Here is a 25,662-nt window from a genome sequence, read left to right as displayed (position 1 = left end):
CGGCGCCGAGGTGACTGGGGAGCGGCGCGTAGGCTGCGCGCAAACCCGGCCTTCTCACTGATGGGGGCGCCGGGCTCACCTAGGCATGCGTCCCCGTTCGCCTGGTGGCTCGGCGGCTTGGCCTTCGCGATGGTTGTGGCGACCGCGTACTGGCCAGGTGTGCGCGGCGACTTCTTATTCGACGACTTCGCCAACCTGCCCGCGCTGGGTCGCTACGGCGGCGTCCGTGATGCAGAGACCCTCCTGTATTACCTGACTTCGGGCATCGCCGACCCGACCGGACGCCCGGTCTCGATGCTGTCCTTCCTGATCGACGCGACGGACTGGCCCGCGGACCCTTACCCGTTCAAGCGCACCAACATCCTGCTGCATGCGCTTAACGGCGTGCTGCTGCATGGCGTGCTCTCGGCACTGGGCCGCCGAGTATCCGCCGACAGCGTGCACATCCGCTCCGCGGCCCTGCTCGCCACCGCGCTGTGGCTGTCGCATCCGCTGTGGGCCTCCACAGTGCTGTACATCGTCCAGCGCCATGCCATGCTGGCCGCATTCTTCGTGTTTGCTGGGATGCGGGCGTGGATCGCAAGCCGCGATGCCTTCGACGCGGGCCGTCCCGGACCGGGCTGGGCGTGGGCAATCCTCGCAGTGCCGGTCTGCGGCCTGCTCGCGGGCCTGAGCAAAGCCAACGGATTCCTGCTGCCGCTGCTGCTGCTGGTGCTGCAGGCGACGGTCCTGCGCATGCCGGCCGGAGAGAGCCGCCCCGCCCGCCGGTCACGGCTCCTACTCGCGATGACGCCCGCCTTGGCCGTCGTTGCCGGCCTGGCGGTACTGGGTTGGGAAGCCTCGGGCGGCAATGCCCAGCGCAGCTTTGGCTTCGGCGAGCGCCTGCTGAGCCAGCCGCGCGCGCTGCTGGAGTACCTGCACCAGTTGCTCGTTCCCGGTCTGGACAACACCGGGGTGTTCGCCGACGGCTTCGTCGCGTCCACCGGGGTGCTCACGCCCTGGGACACCCTGCCCGCCTTGATGCTGGTAGCGAGCATAGCCGTCGCCGGCTGGCTGCTGCGCAGGAAGTGGCCCGTCGGAGCTTGCGCGCTGCTGTTCTTCCTCGCCGGCCATGCCTTGGAAAGCGGCCCTGTCATGCTCGAGCTGTACTTCGAACATCGCAACTATCTGCCGGCGGCCTTCCTGTTCTGGCCCATCGCCTGGTGGCTCTGCGCGCCGGGACGCCATCGCCGTCTGCGGATAGCTGCCGGCGTGACCGCCGCCCTCCTGTTCCTGTTGCTGACTTTCGCCCAAGCCAATCTCTGGGCAAACCCGCTGGCGCTGGCCCGGGACTGGGCGGCGCGGAACCCGGACTCGAGCCGCGCCCAAGCCTACGCCGCGCAGCAAGAGACGGCGCACGGCCATGCCGCGCTCGCCGAACAACGCCTCATCAACAACCTTACGCGCACTCCGGACGAGCCGCAGTTCGCGCTCAACCTGCTCAACCTGCGGTGCCAAGCGGGCACTGTGACGGAAAGGGACGTGGCCAATGCGGTCAATGCGGTCCGGCACCAAGGCGTGGGGCTGGACATGACGAACCAATGGCTTGCCGCCGTGCTGGCGCCCCGATCCGCGCATCCCTGCGCCGGCCTCCCGGACGAAGCCCACGCAGGACTACTGGACGCAGCCACCTCCTCGCCTGGGGATGACCGGGAGCGACAAGCCCGGAGCGCGCAACTGGCCGGACTCCGAGCCCTGCGCAACGGACGTTGCGGAGACGCACAACAAGCGTTCGCAAGAAGACTAGAGATACAGCCGCGGCCAGAAGCGACGCAGACTCACATCGAGCTGCTGGCCACATACTGCAGCCCTGCGCTCGCTTTGATGCATCTCGAGCACTATCTGGCTGCCGGAACACCGATCATCACGGCGTCGAGTCCCGCCCTTCGCCTGCGGGACCGTTTGATGCAGGAATCCTGGACTGAGCATTGGCGGGAGCTGAGGGGAGTTCTGCGAGAACAGTCGCCTTCCAATACCGGACGCCCCCAGACATGATCGAGACACTCCGAAAGACATGGGCCCTCTTCGCGCCATCGGAACGCCGCAAGGCCCTGCTGATATTGGCACTGGTAGTGCTGATGGCCATCGCGGAAACCGTGAGCGTGGTGTCGATCATGCCGTTCCTGTCAGTCCTCGGGCGACCGGAGGTTGTGAACGAGCATCACTTGCTCCATCAGGTCTACACATGGACCGGCTTGGGAAACATCCGTACTTTCATCATCGCGCTCGGATTGGCGTCGATGATCGTGGTTGTACTGTCGTCGGCCTTCAAGACGGTCACGCTTCATCTCGTCAATCGGTTCATCCACTTCCAGCGGCACTCTTTGAGCAGCCGACTGCTGAGCACGTACCTTCACCAGCCTTACGAGTTTTTCCTTACACGTAACTCTTCTGCTCTCTCGAAGAACGTACTGTCTGAAGTCGATCAATTGACCTTCGAACTGCTTCAGCCCCTGTCGCAGCTGATCGCCCAAGGCGCAGTCGTATTGGCGATGCTGCTGCTCGTGTTCATCTACGATCCGTGGGTTGCCCTTTCTATCGTCCTGGCCGTGACCTTCCTCTATGGCGTCATCTACCTGATGGTACGCAGGCGACTGGGCCACATAGGCCGTGATCGCCAATCAGCAAACACGCAGCGCTACCAGGCCTGCAATGAAGCACTGGTGGGCATCAAGGACGTGAAAGTCACGCACTCCGAAGGCGCTTATCTCGACACTTTCTCGCGCGCATCACGCGAGTTTTCCCGGCACTCGGCGACTTCCGAAACCCTGAGCCACTCCCCGTTGTACCTGGTGGAAGCCGCCGGCTATTCCGGACTGATCGCCATTGCGCTGTACTTGCTGCTCCGCTCCAACGACATGGCACAGGTACTGCCAGCGCTGGGCCTGTATGGTTTCGCTGCCTATCGCCTGCTACCTGCCGCGCAGATCATGTATCGGGGCTTCGCGCGCCTGCGCTTTTCCTCCGCACCCTTGCAGAACATCCATCACGACATCACCCTCCCGGCAGATCGACCCTCCACGAACACGGCTGTGCTACCGATGCAACGAGAGATCAGGCTGCAAGGCATACGCTATTCCTATCCCTCGGCACCTGACAAGCCGACCCTCGACGGCCTCGACCTGGTCATTCCCGCCAACACCAGTGTCGGCATCGCTGGCCGCAGCGGTGCCGGCAAGAGCACCCTGATGGACATCCTGCTGGGTCTGCTTGAGCCTCAGGCTGGAACATTCAGCGTGGATGGTGTGGAAATCATCCGGGACAACCTCGCAGCTTGGCAAAAATCCATCGGCTACGTGCCGCAGCACATCTACTTGGCCGACGCCAGCGTGGCCGAGAACATCGCCTTCGGTGTGCGGCGAGACGACATTGATCTGCGAGGTGTCGAGCGTGCCGCCCGCGCCGCGCAGATCCACGACTTCATCGTGAGCGAACTGCCACAAGGCTACGACACGACCGTCGGCGACCGGGGCATTCGGCTCTCCGGCGGCCAGCGCCAGCGCGTGGGAATCGCACGAGCCCTGTACCGCGATCCGCCCGTGCTGCTCATGGACGAGGCTACCAGCGCCCTCGATGCGCAAACCGAAGAGGCGGTGAATACGGCGATCAGCAACCTTTCCGGCAGCAAAACCATCGTGGTGATTGCGCATCGGACACTCAGTCTACAGTCTTGCGAGAAAGTCATTGACCTTAGCCTGAGTGCACCATCCGCCACAGTCGGCCATGCCAGCGCTGAAAATGGAGGTCCGAAATAATGATGCCGACGGATAATGGGTGTTCGAATCATGGCCTTGACTGAACGATCACCCCGCAATGAGGCAATCACGACTTGGCCAACGGACTACTCCGGCTTTGGCAACGAGATTATGTATCGCATGGGTTGCGAAGAGTGAAAGACATTCGATCACTTGCCGACCTCGCCATCAACGGCGCCCCTTCTGCCTTCAGCGAGCCTCTGCATGTAGGCCGGCCGAACATCGGCAACCGGGAGCTGTTTCTGCAGCGGGTAAATCAGATCCTTGATAACCAGTGGCTTACCAACAATGGACCGATGGTGCAGGAGCTTGAGAGCCGGATTGCCAGCTATCTGGACGTCAAGCACTGCGTCGCCATGTGTAACGGCACCATTGCGCTGGAGATTGCCATCCGTGCGCTTGGCTTGTCGGGTGAGGTCATCGTGCCTTCGTGGACCTTCATTGCCACTGCCCACGCTTTGTACTGGCAGGGCATTACACCGGTCTTTGCAGACATCGACCCGAGTACACACAACCTTGATCCAAAAGCAGTGCGCAAGATGATTACTCCGCGTACCACAGGCATCATCGGTGTGCACCTGTGGGGGCGAGCCGCTCCTGTTGATCAACTACAGGCGATTGCTGACGAACACAGCTTGAAGTTGATCTTCGATGCAGCACATGCGTTTGGTAGTACATGCAAGGGCCAGAGCATCGGGCGCTTCGGCTCATGCGAGGTTTTCAGCTTTCATGCAACCAAAGCGCTTAACAGCATGGAAGGCGGTGCCGTCACAACTAATAATGACGAACTTGCCGAAGCGATGCGCCTAATGCGTAATTTCGGGTTCAAAGGCTATGACAACGTCATCCACCCTGGCACCAACGGCAAGATGATAGAAGTCTGTGCTGCAATGGGATTGACCAATCTTCAGCACTTTGACGACATTGTCGCCGCCAACCGCAGAAATTACGCGGCCTACAAGCAAGCTCTCGCCAACGTCCCCGGTATCGCCTTGCTGAATTATAATCCGGACGAACGTAATAGCCACCATTATGTGGTGATGGAGGTTGGTAAAGAATGCCGCGCTTCGCGCGATGAAATCGTCTCTGCATTGCACGCTGAGAACATCTTTGCTCGCAAGTATTTCTGGCCAGGATGTCACCAGATGCAACCATATCGCGATCTGTATCCACATGCGGGGTTGACACTAAACAGCACCTGCAAAGTGGCGAAAGAGGTCATCGTCCTTCCCAACGGCTCAGCGATCTCTGAGCAGGCGCTGGATACAGTTTGTGCAGTGATCCGCACGCTCATCGCGCCATGATCGCCAGTACGGATTTTCCTTGGGCGCCCACGCCGCCGGCCACTCAGTGCGAGACAGCTCCGGTTAGGCACGTGCTCGTGTTCCCTGCCGGAACCGAGATCGGCCTTGAAATTCATGCCGCGCTTTACGGATTCCACGATATTAGAATCTTCGGAGCCGGCGAGCCCGAATCCAGCCCTGCACGCTTCGTGTTTGCCGAATACCACGAAGTCCGGAACGTGCACACGGAAGGGTGGCTTGAGCAACTCGTCGCCCTGTGCAAAAAGCTTCAGATCCACTACATCTTTCCCGCCCACGATGACGTTGTCGTTGCCCTAAGCGCCGAGCGAGCGCGCATTCCCGCCACAATTATTACTTCAAGCAACGACTTCTGTCAGACGACCCGCTCGAAGTCTGCCACTTACCGACGACTGGAGGGAATCGTTCCTGTTCCCCGACTTTACCTTTCCGCGGATGAAGTAGCCCAATACCCGGTTCTCGTGAAGCCAGACAGGGGACAAGGCTCGTCAGGTGTGCAGCGCGTAGACAATGCCGAGGACCTTATGCTCGTTCTTCGCCAGACTGCCGAACCAATCATCTGCGAATATCTGCCGGGTGACGAGTACACCGTTGATTGCTTTTCGAGCGGAACCGATGGCTTGCTTTTCGCAGGCGCTCGTCGCCGAAACCGCATGCGCAATGGAATCTCCGTGAATAGTGACACGGTGGAACTCCCCGAGGCTCGCGCGCTCGCCACCGCTATCGACTGCAAGCTTAAACCGCGAGGCGCATGGTTTTTTCAACTTAAGCGTAGCGCCGAAGAGATCCTCACCCTGCTCGAGGTCGCCCCTAGGATCGCCGGGACCATGGCCGTCCACCGAGTGAGTGGCGTGAATTTCCCTCGGCTAAGCTTGCTTGATGCCGAGGGCCATCACGTACAAATACTGACCAATCCAGGGGGGGTAGAGGTAGATCGGGCGCTGTGCAATCGATACCGCTCACCCATCAGGTTCAATACGCTTTACGTTGATCTCGACGACACTTTGCTCAGAGACAAAATTCTCGACGAGAGTGTCATGCGCCTGATCTGCAGATGCCTCAATCAAGAGATACACCTTGTCCTAATTACAGAGCGTGACCCTACAGTTGGGGGCATGCCCAAGATCGCCTCTCTCTTCAATGAGGTAGTGCAAGTTCAACCCACTCAGCCAAGGTCCGATTTTTTGTGCGAAGCTTCTGCGATTTATGTCGATAACAGCTTCCACCGACGCCTAGAAGTCAATCGTTCCAAAAACATCCCCACGTTTGATGTGAGCATGATTGAGCTGCTGCATTGCCATGCGCAAGACGCCAAGTTAAAGGAATCGACGAAGTGAACGCCAATAGAATGGACGTGAAGGAGCGGCTCCGGACTCTCCTCCTGAGCACGACAAGCACGCGAAAGCACTCTGCCTATCAGATGCTGCCAACGCGGCTTGCCGACTTTATAGGCTCGCACGGCGCACAGCTCAAGCCAAAACGTGAACGCGAGCGACTCGAGTACCTGTCGCCGAGGATTAACTTTCGGAATAAAACTGCTCTCGACATCGGCAGCAATATCGGCTATTTCACTTTCGAACTCCTCGATGCTGGTTGCAGCAAGGTAACCGCCTACGAGGGCGGGGACGTTCACTGTGAATTCCTGAGTCTCGCGGTCAAGGCACTTGGGAACGAAGGGCAAGTGTCAGTCCAGCACGAATATTTCGATTTTCTAAGAGACATCGCGCAGCATGACATCGCGCTGCTTCTTAACGTCGTTCACCATACCGGCGACGATTATGGAGATGCATGCGAGAACATCGAGGAGGCCAAACTGCTGATGCTTGAGCAGCTAAATCTCACCTGGAATTATGCCGACATACTAATTTTCCAGATGGGCTTCAATTGGAAAGGTGACATTAGTCGCTGTCTTTTTCCGAACGGAACCAAACAGGAAATGATAGATTTCATCTCCAGAGGTACAGTTAACCGATGGGAGGTGGAGCATATCGGGATAGCGGAGAAGTTCGGGGATGGAATCAGATATGCGGACCTCAACAGATTTAACATCAACAGAGATGACTCACTTGGGGAGTTCCTGAACCGCCCTATATTCATCATGCGGGCCAAGCGGCCATCTAACCCGCCTGAAAACTTGAGGGGGGGCAATTCCCAGTAGCTAATGGTAACGAATGTCGCCCGATATTTTCTGATTTGATCGAACTGCAGAGACCTGTAACGTGAGTAATCAATCCGAAACTATTGAGATCTCTGACCCATCAGCCCTGTCCGCGAAGCCTCTCGTTAGCGTTTACATGTTGGCGTATCGCCATGAGAAGTTCATCGCCGATGCGATTGACAGTGTGATCGCTCAGAATTGCAATTTCCCGATAGAACTGATTATTGGAGAAGACTGCTCTCCCGATTGCACCGGTGAAATAGTACGCGACTATCAGCGTCGGTATCCCCACTTCATCCGCGTGCTCACATCGGGACAGAACGTCGGCGCGCACGCCAACGCGGCCCGCTGTCGAGCAGCGTGTCGTGGGGATTACGTCGCAATATGCGAGGGTGATGACTACTGGTGTGATCCATCCAAACTTACGCGGCAAGTCGACTTGCTTTCCATGCGGCCAACCTGCAGTCTGATTTATCATTCCGCTCGGATCATCGACGCCATCAGCGGCAGTGAGATCGGATTGATAGGCCTGCCATTCGGCTCCTGCCGGCTCACAGTCGAAGACATGATTCTGGGTGACGGAGGGCTTTTCCCGACGGCCTCCGTCCTTGTAAAACGCTCCGTACTGATGAAATCGGCCGAATGGGCAAGAAATGCTCCAGTCGGTGATTACCCCCTGGGCATCAAGGCAGCATTAGAGGGCGATGTAATCTATCTTGACAGGGTTATGTCAGTCTATCGTGCCAACGTCCCCCATTCTTGGACACAGCGTCACCACACCACGCTAGCCCACCGTTTGACCTATGCCAATGCGATCGAAGACATGCTGGTTCAATTGCAGAACTATCTTGGCAAGCCATCGTGGCGACCAGTACAAGCAACAATCAGCAAGTACTACTCTGATATTGTCGTTCGTATTGAGGGGGCCGGAGTGGAGCGAAAGTCGATCTACCAGCAGACGAAGAGCAAGATGCATGGAAGCGATCGCCTCTTGGCCTGCTTGGCTGCCAAGTTTGGGGTACGCCTACCGGGAATCAAAAGCGCCATTCGCAAATCAAAAACTTTGATGCGTGTGATCAACACTCGATTGCACCGGCGCGAAAACACCGGGACATGACCTCACGACGATACCTGATCATCGGCGCCGGCTATGCCGGCAGCGTGTTGGCACGCGAGCTCTCCGATGCCGGCCACCGCGCCCTTGTCATCGACAGGCGGCCGCACATCGCCGGTAACGCTTACGACGAGCTAGACGAGCACGGCGTTCTGGTGCACCGCTACGGCCCGCACATCTTCCATACCAACAGCGAACGCATCTTCCAGTGGCTGTCGCGCTTCACAGAGTGGCGCCCCTACGAGCACCGCGTTCGCGGCGTCGTGGATGGCGTGTCGTATCCCTTTCCCATCAACCGCGACACACTGAACCAACTTTATGGGCTGCATCTGGACGAGGCCAGCGCCACAGCATTCTTCGAGCGCGTGCGCGAGCCGCGCGAGCCGGTAGCGACCAGCGAGGACGTCGTGCTGAATTCGGTGGGGCGAGATCTCTACGAGAAGTTTTTCCTGAACTACACGCGCAAGCAGTGGGGGCTGGATCCCTCGGAGTTGAAGGCTGGCGTGGCTGCACGCATTCCGGTGCGCACCGACACGGATGACCGATATTTCACCGACACCTTCCAAGCGATGCCGCTGCACGGCTACACGAAGATGTTTGAAGCGATGCTCGATCACCCGGGTATCTCCGTGGAACTTGGCGTGGATTTTTCGGATGTCCGCCGACGCAGAGGATTTGACCACGCGGTGTATACCGGCCCCATTGATGCCTACTTCGATTATCGCTTCGGCCACCTGCCCTATCGCTCGCTACGCTTCGAGCACGAGCACCTGCCGGATGTGGCGCAGTACCAGGAAGCCGGCACGGTGAACTATCCAAACGACCACGCCTACACGCGGATCACCGAGTTCAAGCACCTGACCGGCCAGAATCACGCTGGTACGTCGATTGTGCGCGAGTATCCGCAAGCCACAGGCGATCCGTACTATCCGGTGCCGCGCGTGGAGAACGAGGTCTTGTTCAAGCGCTACGAGGAACTGGCGAAACAAGAGAAGAACGTGACGTTCGTTGGACGGTTGGCGCAGTACCGCTACTACAACATGGACCAGGTGGTCGGCGCAGCGCTGGCGGCCGCGAAGCGGTTGGTCGGCTGAATTCCGTGCGCATCGCCTTTCTCTGCAAGCGGCGTTACATGGGTAAGGATGTAATTGGCGACCGCTACGCGCGCCTGTACGAGATCCCCTTCCAGCTGGCACGGCTGGGGCACGAGGTGCGCGGATTCTGCTTCAGCTACCAGGGCCACGACGACGGTAAATGGACCCATGACGCCGGCCCCGGCAGCCTGTCCTGGCAATCGCGTTCTGGCGGGCGCCTGTACCTGCCGACGCTGGTCGCCTATCCATGGCACATGCTGCGGCAACTGCGGGCATTCGCTCCGGATATCGTGATAGGCGCCTCGGATATCCCGCACGTGGCGCTGGGCGCCTGGCTGGCGCGGCGACTGCAACGACCGTTCATGGCCGACCTTTACGACAACTTCGAGGGATTCGGGCAGGCCCGGATTCCCGGAATGGTGGGCATGCTTCGCGACGGCGTCCGCAATGCGCAGTTGGTGACGACCACGAGTGAACCACTAAGGGAATTGGTTGTTGAAGGCTACCGGGCGCGGGGCGAGGTAGTGGCGATGCCTAGCACCGTGGACAAGTCCGTCTTCTATGTAAAGGACCGACCCGGCTGCCGTCGCGCCTTGGGCCTGCCAGAGCACGCACGCCTGGTAGGTACTGCCGGTGGACTGCACAAAGACAAGGGCGTGGATGCGCTATACGCTGCCTGGCCGGAGATCGCACGACGCCATCCAGATGCACACCTTGTGCTCGCCGGGCCGTTCGACGCGACGTATCCACCGCTGGGGGGCGAGCGCGTGCACTATCTGGGCATGTTGCCCCACGCCCAAACGGCGGAGCTGTTCAATGCGCTGGATCTGGGCGTCATCTATCTGCGCGACACGGTATTCGGACGCTACTGCTTCCCGCAAAAGGCCTACGAAATGATGGCCTGCGGCCTGCCACTGGTATCCGCAGCGGTCGGCGTCATGCCCCGATTGCTGGCTGATGCGCCACAGAGCCTGTATGAGCCCGACAATCCTGCGGAACTATGCGCGGCCGTAGACGCCCAACTCGCAAACCCCGCGATTGCCGGGACGGATATCGACGACTGGGCAACGCTTGTCGGGAGAATGGAGCTGCGGCTTCGCTCCGTTGTCACCGCGCAGGCTTGATCGCGGTTGCCACATAACCATCGCCCAGGTCGCGGCGATAGAACCATCGCTGCACGGCACGAAACGGAACGAACACCCGCGATCCGACTAGGCCCAGCGCCCGGTTGATGATCCGCGGCTTCGCCTGCGCGCTGCGAATGCTGCGCTCGATGGGATCGAGGTGGTCGACGCTTCGATCTTGCTTGACCATGTGATTGGATAGCCTGCGGGTCAGCTCGGTCAACGGAAATCCGTAGTTGACGATTTGAATGTCGGTGAACCCGCACGACTCCAGCAGCCGGCGCAGTTCGTCCTTCTCGTAGCGCCGCACATGACCAACCATTTCGTCCGAACGCCCGAACTTGCGCATATGGGCCGGCACGGAGACCAGCACCTTCCCTTCGCACCTCAGCTGCCTGGCCCATCCCACAAGCGCCTCGCGATCCTCCTGGATGTGTTCCAGCACCTCGAACGCGAACAGGTAATCGCAGGATTCGTCGGGAATCGCGGCGATGTCGTCGACGACGCTGATGCGATCGACATATGCCTGAAGGCTTAGACGGATCAAGCCACGGCTATCCTCGCCAAGGTCGTGCGCCACGCCCGAAAAGCCCCGCTCCAGGAAGATGCGCGTCATCCCCCCAGTACCCGCACCCATCTCCGAAAACCTCCCTGGCGGCCAGTCCCTGGTCACATCCAGGATGCAGGCTTCACGCAGGATCAGCTTGGGTTGCTTAGCCACAGGCCGTATCCGACAAGTTGCGCGGAGCAGATGTACCGTTTCTGCCGGAATGCGCGAGTAGCACCCGTGCGTAGCCGCCGCTGACCACTTCCCAGTCGACTCGCGCCGCAGCCGCCCGGCGAATGCGGTCAGCTTGCAGTCGGGCACGGTCAGGATTGTGCAACGCCGCGAGAACGGCGGTGGCCAGCGCGCCCGGAACACGCGGGTCCACGCAGACGTCGTCTTGCGCATCGCCCACCAGGTCACGGATCCCGGCAACCTCTCCCACCACGGCCGGGCATCCGCATCCGATTGCCTCCATCAGCACGACCGGAAGCCCCTCCTGGTTGCCATCTCTGTCGCGGACGAAGGGTGCGACAAACAAGGTTGCACGGCGATACAGGTCGGGGAGCTGGTACTGCGCAAGCGCACCTGCGAAGTGGACGACAGACTCCAGCCCAAGGGAGCGTGCCTGACTCCGCAACGCTGCCTCTTCCGGGCCAAAGCCGACGATGGTCAGGCGTGTGCCGGGCCGCTCATCAAGGACTTGTGGAAGTGCCTGCAACAGGAGTGGTAGACCCTTCTTCGGGACCAGGCGTCCCACAAACAACAGATGGTCAGTGTCGCGTTGGATGGCCGGATCAGGCACAAACCGCGTGCTGAAGTCCACGCCCATCGGCAACACTTCCAAACGCCGGGGCGACAGGCGCAGGCGTACGACCTCTTCGCTCATCGCCGTACTCACCACCGTCATGGCCGCCGCCGATCCGGCCACGCCACGCTTCAGCCAGTCGGGCAGCCACCCCTTCAAGCCGAACAGATCCCCGCCGTGGGAAGTCACCACGTACGGCACATCAGTCGTCCGTGACAACACGCGCGCGATCAAGCCCTGCGGCAGTAGCCAGTGCGCGTGGATGATGTCAAATCGTTCGCGACGCATGAGCCGCCGCGCGACCAGTAGCTGGGCCAGCACGAAGCCCGGTACCAGCAGCCACTTCCAAGGGTGACGCTTGAGGTTGGTAACAATCCCTCCGTCGTTGACCAGCGTTTCCATGCTCTGCGGCGCGTATCGGTAACGAACGACCGTCACCCCATCCGAATTCTCACGCGCGGCTGCATTCTTCGCATGGGGACAAAGCACCGTGACCCGGAACTGGCGTGTCAGACGCCGCGACAGTTCATGCACGAAGCTGGGCTCTGGATCTCCAGGCCAGCGTGGGTATGTGGACGCGAGAACAAGCAGCCGGGGCAGATAATCCTTCCTCGTGGTCACGTCCGCTCACGCTCGCTGCGCGCCGCAAGATATGTCATTCCGGTGATCTGTTCCGACACCAGTCCGATCAGAAAGATGATGACCGCAGCGCTGATCAACAACAGGCTCATGTTGGTGAACCTGTGTTGCGTGAAGAACGTATACGCGTAGTACCCCAGACCAAGCGCGAAGAACGCAGCAGATGTGGGCACGAAGAGCTTCAACGGCGAGTACAGCGTCGCAATCTTGAAAATGATCAGAAGGAACCGCACGCCGTCCCGGATCGGCCGGATATGACTTTTGCCGACCCGTTTGGCCACTGGAATCGGTTCGTACGCCACACCGTAGGCACTGCGGAAAAACGCCATCGTGCTGGTGGTGGGATAGCTGAAGCCGTTGGGCAGAAGGTGCAGGAACTCACGGAACCTGTCGGCCCGCACCACCCGGAAACCTGAGGTCAGATCCTTCACGGCAAAACCAGTCATCCGGCTGGCCAGCCAGTTGTAGAAGGCATTGGCCACCCCGCGATGCACACCCGCCTGCCCCGCCCAGTCGCGGGCGCCGACCACCATGTCGTAGCCTTCGCTCAGGCGCTCCAGAAGGCGCGGGATGCAGGCCGGATCATGCTGGCCATCGGCGTCCATGAATACGAGCACGTCGCCACCCGCGGCGCGCGCACCTCGCTTGATGGCCGCGCCATTGCCCATCGAGTACGGCGAAGACAACACCTTGGTTCCCAGCTCCCTGGCCACCGCCTCAGTGTCGTCGGTGGAACCGTCGTCCACCACGATCAGCTCGGCATCGGGCAACAGTGCCCGAAGCGCCGGCAGGGTGAGGCGCAGGCCGTCGGCCTCATTCTTGGCTGGCAGGATGACTGAAATTCGCATGAGATCCCCTTTGCCCAAGGGTAGCCGGAAACCCCCGGCGGCAGCAGCCGCCCGTCCATACCGTGACCCATGTCTGCCTATTGCACGCAGGATGCTTGCGGTAAAGTCTGCCCATCGCGGAGGAACCCAATGAACGCAGTCGCATCGGCCAACTTGGTCGGCATCACCGGCATCGCCCGTCGTCTGGTCCTGGACGGGGCCCTGGATGAGGCCACCGCCCGCGAGGCGCTGGACAAGGCCACCACGGAGCGCAAGCCCGTCGGCCTGTACCTGCGCGAGGCCAAGCTGGTCACGGGGGCCCAGATGGCTGCCGCGAACTCCATGGAGTTCGGCATGCCGGTATTCGATCCTTCGGTCATGGACGGCTCCATGAGCGCGATCAAGCTGGTCAGCGAGGAGCTGCTGGCCAAGCACACCATCCTTCCCCTGTTCAAGCGCGGCGGCAAACTGTTTGTCGGCACGACCGACCCCACCAATACGCATGCCTTGGATGAAGTGAAGTTTCACACCAACTTGGTCGTGGAACCCATCCTGGTGGACGAGGACAAGCTCCGCCGCTGCGTGGAGCTGTGGCAGGACGCCGGGGACACGTTTGGCGACGCGCTGGGTGACAGCGATGGGCTGGAGAACCTCGACATCTCCGGCGGCGAGGACGAAGGCACCGACTCGGGCGTCAACGCTAAGGGCGACGACACTCCGGTAGTCAAGTTCATCAACAAGGTCCTGATCGACGCGATCAAGAAGGGCGCATCAGACATCCACTTCGAGCCTTACGAGGACGATTACCGTGTCCGCCTGCGCATCGACGGGATCCTCAAGCAAGCGGCGAAGATGCCGGTCAAGCTGAACCAGCGCGTCACCGCCCGACTCAAGGTCATGGCCCAGCTCGACATCGCCGAGAAGCGGGTGCCGCAAGACGGTCGCATCAAGCTCAACCTGAGCAAAACCAAGCAGATCGACTTCCGCGTCAGCACCCTGCCGACCCTGTTTGGCGAAAAGGTGGTGCTGCGTATCCTGGATGGCAGCGCCGCCAAGCTGGGTATCGAAAAGCTGGGCTACGAGCCGGATCAGCAGGAGCTGTTCCTGGAGGCCATCCACAAGCCCTACGGAATGGTACTGGTGACCGGCCCCACAGGCTCGGGCAAGACGGTGAGCCTGTACACGGCCTTGGGCATCCTGAACGACGAGACGCGGAACATCTCGACGGCCGAGGATCCGGTAGAAATCCGCCTGCCCGGCGTCAACCAGGTCCAGCAGAACGTGAAGCGCGGCATGACCTTCGCAGCTGCCCTTCGCAGCTTCCTGCGCCAGGATCCGGACATCATCATGGTTGGCGAGATCCGCGACCTGGAAACCGCCGAGATCGCCATCAAGGCGGCCCAGACGGGCCATATGGTGCTCTCTACCCTGCACACCAACGACGCCCCTCAGACCATCGCCCGCCTGATGAACATGGGCATCGCGCCCTACAACATCACCAGCTCCGTGACCCTGGTCATCGCCCAGCGCCTGGCCCGCCGGCTCTGCCCCAAGTGCAAGAAGCCGCAGGATCTGCCGGACAACGCCCTGCTGGCCGAAGGCTTCACCATCGAAGAGATCAATCAGGGCCTCACCGTCTACGAACCCATCGGCTGCGACGAGTGCACCGGTGGTTACAAGGGCCGCGTGGGCGTTTACCAGGTGATGCCGATGAGCGAGGCGATCCAGGAGATCATCCTGGAGGGCGGAAACGCGCTCCAGATCGCCGAGGTCGCGCAGAAATCAGGGGTGCAGGATTTGAGGCAGTCGGCGCTGAGGAAGGTCAAGAACGGGTGGACCAGCCTGGCTGAAATGAACCGGATCACGGTGGATTAACCCCCGGAACACCCGGGAGTTGCCCGAACCCGGAGCCGCGTCACAAACGGAAATTTCACTTTGGCCCGCAAGGGTTTAGGATGCACTCTTGTGGCCTGGTCGGGGTTCCGGGTCTCTTTTGGGGAGTCTGAAGATGTCTGTGACCGGTTCTGCTGCGCGCGCGTCCGCGAAGAGCAAGGCTGCCGCGCCCATCCGCAAGGGCGTGGATTTGGCGACGTTTGTCTGGCAAGGCACCGACAAGCGCGGCAAGAAGATGAAGGGCGAGCAGTCGGCGAAGAACGCCAACCTGCTGCGCGCCGAGCTTCGCCGCCAGGGCATTACCCCCAACGTGGTCAAGCCCAAACCAAAGCCGCTGTTCGGCAGCGCGGGCAAGACCATCTCGGCCAAGGATATCGCGGTGTTCAGCCGCCAGCTGGCCACGATGATCAAGTCCGGCGTGCCGGTCGTGCAGTCGCTCGAGATCATCGGCAACGGCAATAAAAATCCGCGCATGACCAAGATGGTGGACAGCCTGCGCCTGGACCTTGAGGGCGGCTCGTCGATCTACGAGGCGATGAGCAAGCATCCGGTGCAGTTCGACGAGCTGTACCGCAACTTGGTGAAGGCCGGTGAAGGCGCCGGTGTGCTCGAGACCGTGCTTGAGACCATCGCCACCTACAAGGAAAACATCGAGTCCCTCAAGGGCAAGATCAAGAAGGCGCTGTTCTACCCTGCGACGGTGGTGGCAGTGGCGTTGATTGTGAGCGCGATCCTGCTGGTGTTCGTGGTTCCGCAATTTGAGGCGGTGTTCAAGGGCTTTGGCGCAGACCTGCCCGCGTTCACTCAGATGATCGTGACCGCCTCCGACTTCATGGTCGCGTATTGGTGGCTCATTCTGTTTGTCGTGATCGGGGCCGTCTTTGCGCTGATCTTCGCGTTCAAGCGGTCTCCGGCGTTCCAGCACTTCATGGACCGCGCGATCCTCAAGGTGCCGGTGATCGGCCAGGTCATGCACAACTCGTCGATCGCGCGCTTCGCCCGCACCCTGGCCACCACCTTCAAGGCCGGCGTACCGCTGGTCGAGGCGCTGGACATCGTGGCCGGCGCTACCGGTAATACGGTGTACGAGAAGGCGACCCACGCCATCAAGGACGACGTCGCCGTCGGCTACCCGCTCAACATGTCGATGAAGCAGGTCAACCTGTTCCCGCACATGGTGGTGCAGATGACCGCCATCGGCGAAGAAGCTGGTGCGCTCGACACCATGCTGTTCAAGGTCGCCGAGTTCTACGAGGAAGAGGTCAACAACGCGGTGGACGCGCTGTCGAGCCTGCTGGAACCGATGATCATGATCTTCATCGGCGGCGTGGTCGGCAGCATGGTGATCGGCATGTACCTCCCGATCTTCAAGCTGGCTGCGGTGGTTTGATCTAGCAGTGGCCTTCTTAGACCAGAACCCCGAGATCGGCTACCCGCTGGTCGCAGGCCTCGGCCTGCTTGTCGGCAGCTTCTTGAACGTGGTCATCCTGCGGCTGCCCAAGCGCATGGAGTGGCAGTGGAAGCGCGACAGCCGCGAGATGCTGGGCGAGCCGGAGCTCTACGATCCGCCGCCGCCGGGCATCGTGGTGGAGCGCTCGCACTGCCCGCATTGCGGGCATCAGCTGAGCTGGTACGAGAACATCCCGGTGCTGAGCTGGCTGGCGCTGCGCGGCAAGTGCCGCAGCTGCAAGGCCCCGATCTCCGCGCAGTACCCGGCGGTGGAACTGCTGACCATGCTGCTGGTGCTGGCCAGCGTGTGGACCTTCGGCTTCGGCTGGCAGGGCTTTGGTGCGGCGCTGCTGAGCTGCTTCCTGGTCGCGCTGGGCGGCATCGACCTGCGCACCCAGCTGCTGCCGGATTCGCTCACATTGCCGCTGATGTGGCTGGGGCTGATCGCGGCGGTGGAGAACCTCTACCACGGGCCCAAGGAGGCCCTGCTGGGCGCGATTGCCGGCTACGTGAGCCTGTGGAGCGTTTGGTGGGTCTTCAAGCAGCTGACAGGCAAGGACGGCATGGGCCACGGCGACTTCAAGCTGCTGGCCGCGCTGGGCGCCTGGTGCGGGCTGGCGGGCGTGCTGCCGATCATCCTGGTGTCGTCGCTGGTGGGCGCGGTGATTGGTGGCGCCTGGCTGATGATCAAGGGCCGCGACCGCGCCACGCCGATTCCCTTTGGGCCGTTCCTGGCGGCGGCGGGGTGGATCGTGTTCATGTGGGGTGATCCGATGATCGGGTGGTACCGGAACCTGGCTGGCTTCTGAGCCTATTGCGCTTGGCGGCCGCCCTGCCCCCCCGGAATGATCGAACCCGAGCCGCAGAGACACTGGCCAGCGTGGGCCTGACGGTGTCCGACGCCGTACGCATCCTGCTGACACGCATCACCAAAGAGAACGGCCTCCCCGCCGGCCTGGTCATGGACCCGGAAGCGCACGACGACAACCCTGAGGCTGCTGGACGCGCATCCCCAGCGCTGACCCTCAGGCCCCTGTAGAAACAGCCACAGCCGCGACCGCCAAGCACCTCCTCTTCAGGCCATTCCTGACGGCAGCCCGATCGTTGGCGCATCTTCTCTGCCAAACTCCTTGAAATGGCCCACTACACCATCGCCCTCACCGGCGGCATCGCCTCCGGAAAGTCCGAAGTCGAACGCCGCTTCCGCGCGCTCGGGGTCCCCGTGGCCGATGCCGACGTCGCGGCGCGCGAGGTGGTGGAACCCGGCACGCCCGGGCTGGCCGAGATCGTGGCCGCGTTTGGCCCCGAGGTACTGGGGGCCGACGGCGCCATGGACCGCGCGGCCATGCGCCGGCGGGTCTTCGCCGACAGCGGCGCGCGCCTGCAGCTGGAAGCCATCATCCATCCCCGGGTGCGCAGCGCGCTGCGCTCAGCCTGTGAAGCCGCGCCTGGCCCCTACGCGATAGCCGCCATCCCCCTGTTCGCCGAAGCCGGCCGCGATGCCTACGCGGAGTGGATCGAACGCGTGCTGGTGGTGGACGTGCCGGTGGAGCTCCAGTTGCAGCGCCTGCTGCGGCGCGACGGCATCGACGAGGCACTGGCCTGGAACATGATCCGCGCCCAGGCCACCCGCGAGCAGCGGCTGGCGGTGGCGGACGACGTCATCGCCAACGACGGGCCGCTTGAGGCGCTGGATGCCGCCGTGGTGGCGCTGCATGAGCGCTACCTCACCCTGGCAGGCCCCGCCCCACCGCTGTGGAAGCCGCTATAGCGGCGAGTCCCACCACTCGCCGCATCCCCCCGCCATGTCCGCAATGCGCCTCCTCGCCGCCCTGGATCTGGATCCTGGTGCAAGCGGCCGCTATCGCCCGGCGCCACCCCAGAGGCTGCGGATGGCGGCGATGCCCTGTGCGCCGTGGCGACGGGCGTCTTCGAGGTCAGTGGGGGCCAGGCCACCGAGGGCGTAGATCGGGAGGCTGACGTCCTCACGCAGGCGGGCGAAGGCATCCCAGCCGATGCCCGGCTCCCCGGGATGCGTTGCGGTGGGCTTCACCGCCCCGACGATTGCGAAGTCGCAGCCCAGGCGGGTGGCATGGGAGAGGTCGGTGGCGTTGTGGCATGAGGCGGCCAGCAGCGCGCCGTCCGCGAGCGCGGGCCGCGCGTCCAGGCCGGCAAGCTGGGCGGCGCGAAGGTGGAGGCCGATGCCGAGTTCGCGGGCGAGATCAGCGTCACCGTTGACCAGGATGTCTGCGCCGGCCGCGCGGCAGCGCTCGGTGGCGGCGATGGTGAGTTCGCGCTGCAGGTCGGGACCGAGGCCTGGAAGGCGGATCTGGATGCGGGCGATGCCGCTGTCAAGGGTCGCATCGAGGGCGGAAAGCCACTGCGCCACAGCGGCCTGTGTGGGAACGGGGCTGATGGCGTAGAGCGCCGGCTGCAGGAGGGCGGCGACGACGGGGATGTCCGCCGGCGGCATGGCGTAGCTGGGCAGCTTGTGCGGCGGCACCCAGGCCAGGGCCTGGCCTTCGCGGCCGCGGGGGATGCCGGTCCAGCGGGTGACGTGGCGCACGTCCAGCCGCAGGCGCTTGTCCGGGTAGGCCTGGGGAACGGTGATCAGGTGGGCGCCTATGCGGGCTTCGATGCCGAGCTCTTCGTGCAGCTCGCGCGCCAGCGCGGCCTCGGGCGTCTCGCCCGGCTCGCGCTTGCCACCGGGGAATTCCCACAGGCCGGCGAGGTCGCGGTTGGCAGTGCGGCGGGCAAGGAGGATGCGGCCGCTGGCATCGCTGATGACGGCGGCGAGGACTTCGACCGGGTTCAACGCACGAACCCGGCTTTGTAGGAACAGCTATAGCTGCGATTGCTGCGGGTCGCAGCTATAGCTGCTCCTACAGGGCATCTGCGGACACCGGTCGCGGCTATAGCTGCTCCTACAGGGCACCTGCGGAGAGCGATCGCGGCTATAGCCGCTCCCACAACACCGGGTATCGCGGCTATGGCCGCTCCTACAGGAAGTGGGTCAGGCGATCTGCCCATGGCAGTGCTTGTACTTCTTGCCGCTGCCACAGGGGCAGGGGTCGTTGCGGCCGACCTTGGGCATGCGCTCGGCGGGATCGCCGTCAAGCTGGTAGTCGGGCTGGGCGGCCTCTTCGTCGGCGCTGTAGCCGCCGCTGTCGGCATGCTGGAACTGCATCTGGCCGGCCTGGGCGGCGGCCTGGGCGCGCTCCTGGGCTTCCAGCGCCGCGACCTCTTCCTCGGTGCGCACGCGCACGCGGGCCAGCATCATCACCACTTCGCGCTTGACCTTCTCCAACAGCTCGGAGAACAGCTCGTAGGCTTCCTTCTTGTATTCCTGCTTGGGCTGCTTCTGGGCATAGCCGCGCAGGTGGATGCCCTGGCGCAGGTAGTCCATGCGCGCGAGGTGCTGCTTCCAGTTGTCGTCGAGCACGCTGAGCATGATGTGCTTCTCGAGCATGCGCATGGTCTCGGGGCCGGTGCTGGCTTCCTTCTGCGCGTAGCCCTGCTCCACCAGCTCCTGCACGTGGCGCAGGATGCCTTCGGCGTCGAGCTCCGGCTGCGCGGCGGCCCATTCCACCAGCCCGCTCTGCAGGCTGAAGTCGGCCTCGAGCGTGGCCTGCAGGCCCGGAAGGTCCCACTGGTCGTCGACCGAATCCGGCGGCACGAAGCGGTCCACCGTCTCGGCCACCACGTCGCCGCGGATGCCGGCGATGTTGTCGGCGATGTCGTCGGACTCGAGCAGTTCGTTGCGCTGGCCGTAGATCACCTTGCGCTGGTCGTTGTTGACGTCGTCGAAGTCGAGCAGGTTCTTGCGGATGTCGAAGTTGTGAGACTCGACCTTGCGCTGGGCGTTGGCGATCTGCTTGCTGACGAGAGGCGACTCGATGATGTCGTCTTCCTTCAGGCCCATCCGCGCCATCACCTTCTGCACCCAGTCGGCGGCGAAGATGCGCATCAGGTTGTCTTCAAGCGACAGGTAGAAGCGGCTGGAACCCGGGTCGCCCTGGCGGCCGGAGCGGCCGCGGAGCTGGTTGTCGATGCGGCGCGATTCGTGGCGTTCGGTGCCGACGATGTGCAGGCCGCCGGCGGCCTTGACCGCGTCATGGCGCTCCTGCCACGCCGCCTTCAGGCGCGCGCGGGTGGCGTCGTCGACCTCGCCCTGGGCCTCGAGCTCGGCCATCTCGACTTCGAGCGAGCCGCCGAGCACGATGTCGGTGCCGCGGCCGGCCATGTTGGTGGCGATGGTGACCGCGCCGGGGCGGCCGGCCTGGGCGACGATGGTCGCCTCGCGCTCGTGCTGCTTGGCGTTGAGCACTTCGTGGTGGATGCCGGCCTCGCGCAGCTGCTCGCTGAGCAGCTCGGAGACCTCGATCGAGGTGGTGCCGACCAGCACCGGCTGGTTGCGCGCGTGCGCTTCCTTCAGCTCGTTCACCACGGCGCGGTACTTGCCGGCGCGGTTGAGGAACACGGCATCCGGGTGGTCGATGCGCACCATCGGGCGGTGCGTGGGGATCACCACCACTTCCAGGCTGTAGATGGACTGGAACTCGAAGGCTTCCGTGTCGGCGGTGCCGGTCATGCCCGCGAGCTTGTTGTACATGCGGAACAGGTTCTGGAAGGTGATGCTGGCCAGCGTCTGGTTCTCGCGCTGCACCGGCACGCCTTCCTTGGCCTCGACCGCCTGGTGCAGGCCGTCGGACCAGCGGCGCCCGGTCAGGGTACGGCCGGTGAACTCGTCGACGATGATCACCTCGCCGTCGCGGACGATGTAGTCGACGTCACGCTGGTAGATGGCGTGCGCGCGCATCGCGGCGTTGAGGTGGTGCACAACGTGGATGTTGTGCGGGTCGTACAGGCCGTCGTCCTCGTCGAGGATGCCCGCCTTGCGCAGCAGGGTCTCGGCCAGCTCCTGGCCGGACTCCGACAGGTGCACCTGCTTGCCCTTCTCGTCGACCCAGAAATCGCCCTCGGACTCTTCGTTGGCCTGGCGGGTGAACTCGGGGACGAGGCGGTTGACCTTGATGTACAGGTCGGGCGTTTCGTCGGCGGGGCCGGAGATGATCAGCGGCGTGCGCGCCTCGTCGATCAGGATCGAGTCGACCTCGTCGATGATCGCGTAGTTCAGGCCGCGCTGGTAGCGCTGGTCCTTCGACAGCGCCATGTTGTCGCGCAGGTAGTCGAAGCCGAACTCGTTGTTGGTACCGTAGGTGATGTCGGCGTTGTAGGCGGCGTTCTTGTCGCCGTGCGGCATGCCCGGGTAGACCACGCCAACCGACAGGCCGAGCCAGTTGTAGAGCTTGCCCATCTGGGCGGCGTCGCGGCGCGCCAGGTAGTCGTTGACCGTCACCACGTGGACGCCCTTGCCGTCCAGGGCGTTGAGGTAGACCGCCAGCGTCGCGACCAGGGTCTTGCCCTCGCCGGTTCGCATCTCGGCGATCTTGCCGGTGTGCAGCACCATGCCGCCGACCAGCTGCACGTCGTAGTGGCGCATGCCGAGCACGCGCACCGAGGCTTCGCGGCATACGGCGAAGGCTTCGGGCAGGATCTTGTCGAGGGATTCGCCGCTGGCGATGCGCTGCCGGAACCCGGCGGTCTTGGCCTGGAGTTCGGCGTCGGAAAGCGCCTGCATCTGCGGCTCGAACGCGTTGACCTTCGCGACGACCTTGGTGTACTGGCCGACGATGCGTTCGTTGCGGCTGCCGAAGACACTGGTGAGCAGGCGATTGAGCATTGGGTAACCGGTTGATGGAAGTGGGTGGCCGGAAACGCGAAAAGGGCGCGAAGCGCCCTTTCATCCGGCGGCGACATTGTACCGTGGGGGTCGCGACCCCGCCTATCAAGTCCTGCCGCTGGCCGCTGATCGCCGCTTCTGGCCTTTGCAGGAGCAGCTATAGCTGCGATTGGCACAGGTCGCAGCTATAGCTGCGCTCTGCACCCCTGTGGGAGCGGCTATAGCCGCGATTCGCCGCTATAGCGGCTCCCACAAAAGCAGGCCCCGGCGTCAGGCCTTCTTCTTCTCGCCCAGGAACTTGCGCGGGTTGGTCACGCGACCGTTCTCCCACACCTCGAAGTGCACGTGGGCACCGGTGCTGCGGCCGGTGCTGCCGGCGCGTGCGATCTTCTGGCCCACGCGCACCAGGTCGCCGACCTGCACCACGTTGGCCGAGTTGTGCGCGTAACGGGTGACGTAGCCGTTGCCGTGGTCGATCTCGACCACGTTGCCGTAGCCGGAGCGGCGGCCCGAGTAGCTGACCACCCCGTCGGCCACGGCCATGACGGTGTCGCCGGTGCGGGCGCTGAAGTCGATGCCCTTGTGGTACGCGGCGCCGCCGCCGAACGGATCGGCGCGGCGGCCAAAGCTGGAGGTGATGTAGCTGGCGGCCACCGGCGAGCGCGAGGGCACGGAGTTGCGGTCGATCTCGCGGTTGAACAGCAGCATTTCCAGCACCGACAGCTGGTCGCCGGCTGCGCCGAACTCGCCGTCGACGCCGGCGATGCCTTCGCGCAGCTCGCCTGCCGCCATGTCGCGGACCGGGCCATGGCCGCCCACGCCCACGGGGCTGTTGAAGTCGAACTCGCCGTCACCAAGCTGGGCGACGCGGGTCAGGCGGTCGCCGAGGGCGTTGAGTCGGTTGGCCTGCGCCTGCAGCTCGCCCAGGCGGGCAGCGAGCGCGTTGACCTCGCGCTGGGCGGCGCGGCGGGTGTCATCGAGCTGGGTGTCCTGGCTGGCGATCTCGGCGCGCAGCGCGTTGACTTCGCCCGACTGCACGGCGGCGCCGATCGCGGCGCCCAGCACCAGGCTCGCGCCCAGCAGTGCCAGCGGCTGCCGGCCCCCGGCCTGCGCCAGGCGGCGGCCGCCCCGGCGGGCGTAATGCATGAGCCAATCGTGTGAGTGTTGAAGCGTACGGTGTAGAGTCATTCGGATGTCTTCTGGCAATGCCAATTCGGTTCCCCCAAAAGGTCCGCGCGCCGTCTTCGACGCGCTGGCGGCCGATGTCTCCGGCCGTTCCCCGATCCAGCGCGCCATGTGGCTCGATGCGCTGGATCGCACCCTGCGTCCCCACCTCCCACCTTCACTGTCCGCGCACGCGCGACTTGCGAATGTGGATGGCGCAAGGCTGGTGTACCTGGTGGATTCGCCGCTGTGGAACGCCAGCCTCAGGCTTGCCGCTCCAGCACTCCTGGATGCCGCCCGTTCGCACGGGCTGAAGGTCCGGGAGCTCAGGGTAAAGACGACCACCCAGCCGCTGTTCCCGCCTGCGCGGGTGGAAGCGGCTGTACGTCCGCTGTCGGCGTCCGCACCGGAAGGGCTGCGGGCCGCCTTGGCATCCCTGCGCGAAGCCATCGGCAACGACCGGGACGCATCCTGAAATCTTTCCGTGCTTTTTGGCGCGGACGGGGCATCCTAACGGCCATTCGCCGCCGAAACGTTAACCGACCGGAACGTTCTATTCCGATTTAGTTAATTTTTCGTAAAGATGTGACCTGGGCGGCCACAACGCGTGAAAGCCCAACAGGCCCCAGACAGGTACCGGAATCCCCCAGCAAGCTCTTGTAGGAGCCGCTATAGCGGCGATCACTGTCCCGCAGGAGCCGCCATGTCGGCGATCGCGGCCATGGCCGCTCCCACAGGTCACGAATGCGCGAAGTTCAGGCAGGAACGCCTGCCACGCCCGGCTTCAGGCCACCGGCTGCAACTCGCCGTAGGCCACGGGCCCGACGCTGGCTGCGGGGAAGGTCACCTCTTCCCAGGCGTCCTGCTCGGCCAGCAGCGCGCGCACGAGCTTGTTGTTGAGCGCGTGCCCCGACTTGTAGCCCTCGAAGGCGCCGATGATCGGCCGGCCGGCCAGGTACAGGTCGCCCACGGCATCGAGGATCTTGTGGCGGACGAATTCGTCGGCGTAGCGCAGGCCGTCGTCGTTGAGCACGCGGAAGTCGTCGAGCACGATCGCGTTGTCCATCGAGCCGCCCAGGCCCAGGTTGCGGTCGCGCATGTATTCCAGGTCGCGCATGAAGCCGAAGGTACGGGCGCGGCTGACTTCGCGGATGTAGTTCTGGGTGGTGAACTCCACCTCGGCGCGCGACCGGGCAGTCGGGATGGCGGGGTGGTTGAAGTCGATGGTGAAGCCCAGGCGGAAGCCGTCGAAGGGCTCGAAGCGGGCGATCTTGTCGCCGTCGCGGACCTCGACGGTGCGCTTGATGCGGATGAAGCGCTTGGGCGCGTCCTGCTCGACGATGCCCGCGGACTGCAGCAGGAACACGAACGGGCCGGACGAGCCGTCCATGATCGGCACTTCGGCGGCCGAGAGCTCGACCATGATGTTGTCGATGCCGAGGCCGGCCAGCGCCGACATCAGGTGCTCGACGGTCTGCACGTTGGCGCCATCCACCGACAGGCCGGTGCACAGCGTGGTCTCGGTGACCAAGGTGGCCTCGGCCGGGATCTCGACCGCGGGCTCGACGTCGACGCGCCGGAACACGATGCCCGAGTCCGGCGGCGACGGGCGCAGGGTCATATAGACCTTCTCACCGCTGTGCAGCCCCACGCCGGTGGCGCGAGTGATGTTCTTGATGGTGCGCTGCTGGACCATTCACGGACTCTGGGGGACGCGCCGGCGGCGGGCAAGCCGGCGGCAGATGAAAGCGGCTCGCAATTTAGCACGCGGCCCGCTGAACCTGAACAGAGCGCCGGCGGCCTCCGCGCCCAGGGAGAGCCGCCGTCACCGTGGGAGCAGCTATAGCTGCGATCGGAGGTCCGGATGTGCGGGACGTGCCGCACTGGCTGGATTCCGGATCGCAGCTATAGCTGCTCCCACAAATGATCTGGCATTCCGGATTTCCGGCATTCCTGTCCGGGATTCCGGCGCTCCTGTCCCCCGCAGTC

The 25,662-nt window shown here is 63.2% G+C and carries 21 protein-coding genes; 14 read left to right on the top strand and 7 right to left on the bottom strand.

Translation table 11 applies throughout. From position 1 onward, the window contains the following. Positions 1–117 precede the first annotated feature (117 nt). The 8 genes from WCE39_RS11640 (at position 118) to WCE39_RS11605 (ending at position 10,606) form a co-directional block, all read left to right on the top strand. Positions 118–2,034, top strand: a complete 1,917-nt coding sequence (locus WCE39_RS11640; protein WP_343276834.1) for a tetratricopeptide repeat protein — start codon at positions 118–120, stop codon at positions 2,032–2,034. Further along, positions 2,031–3,794, top strand: a complete 1,764-nt coding sequence (locus tag WCE39_RS11635) for an ABC transporter ATP-binding protein (protein ID WP_343276833.1) — start codon at positions 2,031–2,033, stop codon at positions 3,792–3,794. Before WCE39_RS11640 ends, WCE39_RS11635 begins: the two co-directional genes overlap by 4 nt. Before the next feature lie 134 nt (positions 3,795–3,928). Continuing rightward, positions 3,929–5,098, top strand: coding sequence for a DegT/DnrJ/EryC1/StrS family aminotransferase (locus WCE39_RS11630; protein ID WP_343276832.1), 1,170 nt, complete (start codon positions 3,929–3,931; stop codon positions 5,096–5,098). Between the two features lie 71 nt (positions 5,099–5,169). Next, on the top strand, positions 5,170–6,453 hold the full coding sequence (locus WCE39_RS11625; RefSeq protein WP_343276831.1) for an ATP-grasp domain-containing protein: 1,284 nt from the start codon (positions 5,170–5,172) through the stop codon (positions 6,451–6,453). Then, a complete protein-coding gene (locus tag WCE39_RS11620; protein ID WP_343276830.1) occupies positions 6,450–7,274 on the top strand; it encodes a methyltransferase domain-containing protein in 825 nt (274 codons plus the stop codon). The genes WCE39_RS11625 and WCE39_RS11620 overlap by 4 nt, the downstream gene beginning before the upstream one ends. A 61-nt stretch (positions 7,275–7,335) precedes the next feature. Next, entirely contained in the window at positions 7,336–8,391 is a 1,056-nt protein-coding gene (locus tag WCE39_RS11615) for a glycosyltransferase (RefSeq protein ID WP_343276829.1), read from the top strand. Then, positions 8,388–9,482, top strand: coding sequence for a UDP-galactopyranose mutase (gene glf, locus WCE39_RS11610; RefSeq protein ID WP_343276828.1), 1,095 nt, complete (start codon positions 8,388–8,390; stop codon positions 9,480–9,482). The genes WCE39_RS11615 and glf overlap by 4 nt, the downstream gene beginning before the upstream one ends. Before the next feature lie 5 nt (positions 9,483–9,487). Further along, positions 9,488–10,606 carry a glycosyltransferase family 4 protein gene (locus WCE39_RS11605; protein WP_343276827.1) on the top strand — a complete coding sequence of 373 codons (1,119 nt, stop codon included), beginning with the start codon at positions 9,488–9,490 and terminating at the stop codon, positions 10,604–10,606. Here WCE39_RS11605 and WCE39_RS11600 read toward each other — a convergent pair. The 3 genes from WCE39_RS11600 to WCE39_RS11590 form a co-directional block, all read right to left on the bottom strand. Further along, the gene (locus WCE39_RS11600) at positions 10,590–11,327 is read right to left on the bottom strand and encodes a class I SAM-dependent methyltransferase (protein ID WP_343276826.1); all 738 of its coding nucleotides are present in this window, start codon (positions 11,325–11,327) and stop codon (positions 10,590–10,592) included. The two genes, WCE39_RS11605 and WCE39_RS11600, sit on opposite strands and share 17 nt — an antisense overlap. Then, positions 11,320–12,492, bottom strand: a complete 1,173-nt coding sequence (locus WCE39_RS11595) for a glycosyltransferase (RefSeq protein ID WP_343276825.1) — start codon at positions 12,490–12,492, stop codon at positions 11,320–11,322. Before WCE39_RS11595 ends, WCE39_RS11600 begins: the two co-directional genes overlap by 8 nt. An 83-nt stretch (positions 12,493–12,575) precedes the next feature. Beyond that, positions 12,576–13,445: a glycosyltransferase family 2 protein gene (locus WCE39_RS11590; RefSeq protein ID WP_343276824.1), complete on the bottom strand. Its 870-nt coding sequence runs from the start codon at positions 13,443–13,445 to the stop codon at positions 12,576–12,578. 129 nt (positions 13,446–13,574) lie between these two features. Between WCE39_RS11590 and pilB the strand changes: the two genes are divergently transcribed. The 5 genes from pilB (at position 13,575) to coaE (ending at position 18,537) form a co-directional block, all read left to right on the top strand. Then, positions 13,575–15,299, top strand: a complete 1,725-nt coding sequence (gene pilB / locus WCE39_RS11585) for a type IV-A pilus assembly ATPase PilB (protein ID WP_343276823.1) — start codon at positions 13,575–13,577, stop codon at positions 15,297–15,299. A 133-nt stretch (positions 15,300–15,432) separates the two neighbouring features. Next, positions 15,433–16,707, top strand: a complete 1,275-nt coding sequence (locus WCE39_RS11580) for a type II secretion system F family protein (RefSeq protein ID WP_452299588.1) — start codon at positions 15,433–15,435, stop codon at positions 16,705–16,707. A gap of 7 nt (positions 16,708–16,714) precedes the next feature. Next, positions 16,715–17,575, top strand: a complete 861-nt coding sequence (locus tag WCE39_RS11575; RefSeq protein ID WP_343276822.1) for a prepilin peptidase — start codon at positions 16,715–16,717, stop codon at positions 17,573–17,575. Beyond that, entirely contained in the window at positions 17,548–17,805 is a 258-nt protein-coding gene (locus WCE39_RS11570) for a type II toxin-antitoxin system RelB/DinJ family antitoxin (RefSeq protein ID WP_343276821.1), read from the top strand. Before WCE39_RS11575 ends, WCE39_RS11570 begins: the two co-directional genes overlap by 28 nt. Positions 17,806–17,901: 96 nt before the next feature. Beyond that, entirely contained in the window at positions 17,902–18,537 is a 636-nt protein-coding gene (gene coaE / locus WCE39_RS11565; protein ID WP_343276820.1) for a dephospho-CoA kinase, read from the top strand. Positions 18,538–18,627: 90 nt separating this feature from the next. Here the strand turns inward: coaE and WCE39_RS11560 are convergent, their stop codons facing one another. The 3 genes from WCE39_RS11560 to WCE39_RS11550 all read right to left on the bottom strand — a co-directional run bounded on the left by WCE39_RS11560 (position 18,628) and on the right by WCE39_RS11550 (position 23,655). Further along, entirely contained in the window at positions 18,628–19,608 is a 981-nt protein-coding gene (locus WCE39_RS11560) for a Nudix family hydrolase (RefSeq protein WP_343276986.1), read from the bottom strand. Between the two features lie 171 nt (positions 19,609–19,779). Next, positions 19,780–22,509: a preprotein translocase subunit SecA gene (secA, locus tag WCE39_RS11555; protein WP_343276819.1), complete on the bottom strand. Its 2,730-nt coding sequence runs from the start codon at positions 22,507–22,509 to the stop codon at positions 19,780–19,782. Between the two features lie 270 nt (positions 22,510–22,779). Beyond that, positions 22,780–23,655 carry a M23 family metallopeptidase gene (locus WCE39_RS11550; RefSeq protein WP_343276818.1) on the bottom strand — a complete coding sequence of 292 codons (876 nt, stop codon included), beginning with the start codon at positions 23,653–23,655 and terminating at the stop codon, positions 22,780–22,782. A gap of 46 nt (positions 23,656–23,701) precedes the next feature. Here WCE39_RS11550 and WCE39_RS11545 point away from each other — a divergent pair, with 46 nt between their 5' ends. Beyond that, positions 23,702–24,148 (top strand): DciA family protein, encoded by a 447-nt coding sequence (locus tag WCE39_RS11545; protein WP_343276817.1) that lies wholly within the window; start codon positions 23,702–23,704, stop codon positions 24,146–24,148. Between the two features lie 309 nt (positions 24,149–24,457). On the opposite strand, the gene lpxC is transcribed toward WCE39_RS11545, so the two are convergent. Next, entirely contained in the window at positions 24,458–25,369 is a 912-nt protein-coding gene (lpxC, locus tag WCE39_RS11540; RefSeq protein ID WP_343276816.1) for a UDP-3-O-acyl-N-acetylglucosamine deacetylase, read from the bottom strand. Positions 25,370–25,662: the final 293 nt, after the last annotated feature.

It is taken from the genome of Luteimonas yanweni (assembly GCF_039548475.1).
GTDB lineage: Bacteria > Pseudomonadota > Gammaproteobacteria > Xanthomonadales > Xanthomonadaceae > Luteimonas.
The sequence above is the reverse complement of the archived record's forward strand: the minus strand, read 5'-3'. Positions and strand labels throughout refer to the sequence as shown.

What these genes read in the sequence shown, in the direction of transcription:
- pilB (WP_343276823.1), top strand. Translation starts at nt 13,575, where the DNA reads ATGAACGCAGTCGCATCGGCCAACTTGGTCGGCATCACCGGCATCGCC.
- coaE (WP_343276820.1), top strand. Translation starts at nt 17,902, where the DNA reads ATGGCCCACTACACCATCGCCCTCACCGGCGGCATCGCCTCCGGAAAG.
- lpxC (WP_343276816.1), bottom strand. Translation starts at nt 25,369, where the DNA reads ATGGTCCAGCAGCGCACCATCAAGAACATCACTCGCGCCACCGGCGTG.
- WCE39_RS11545 (WP_343276817.1), top strand. Translation starts at nt 23,702, where the DNA reads ATGTCTTCTGGCAATGCCAATTCGGTTCCCCCAAAAGGTCCGCGCGCC.
- secA (WP_343276819.1), bottom strand. Translation starts at nt 22,509, where the DNA reads ATGCTCAATCGCCTGCTCACCAGTGTCTTCGGCAGCCGCAACGAACGC.
- glf (WP_343276828.1), top strand. Translation starts at nt 8,388, where the DNA reads ATGACCTCACGACGATACCTGATCATCGGCGCCGGCTATGCCGGCAGC.
- WCE39_RS11590 (WP_343276824.1), bottom strand. Translation starts at nt 13,445, where the DNA reads ATGCGAATTTCAGTCATCCTGCCAGCCAAGAATGAGGCCGACGGCCTG.
- WCE39_RS11635 (WP_343276833.1), top strand. Translation starts at nt 2,031, where the DNA reads ATGATCGAGACACTCCGAAAGACATGGGCCCTCTTCGCGCCATCGGAA.
- WCE39_RS11550 (WP_343276818.1), bottom strand. Translation starts at nt 23,655, where the DNA reads ATGCATTACGCCCGCCGGGGCGGCCGCCGCCTGGCGCAGGCCGGGGGC.
- WCE39_RS11580 (WP_452299588.1), top strand. Translation starts at nt 15,433, where the DNA reads ATGTCTGTGACCGGTTCTGCTGCGCGCGCGTCCGCGAAGAGCAAGGCT.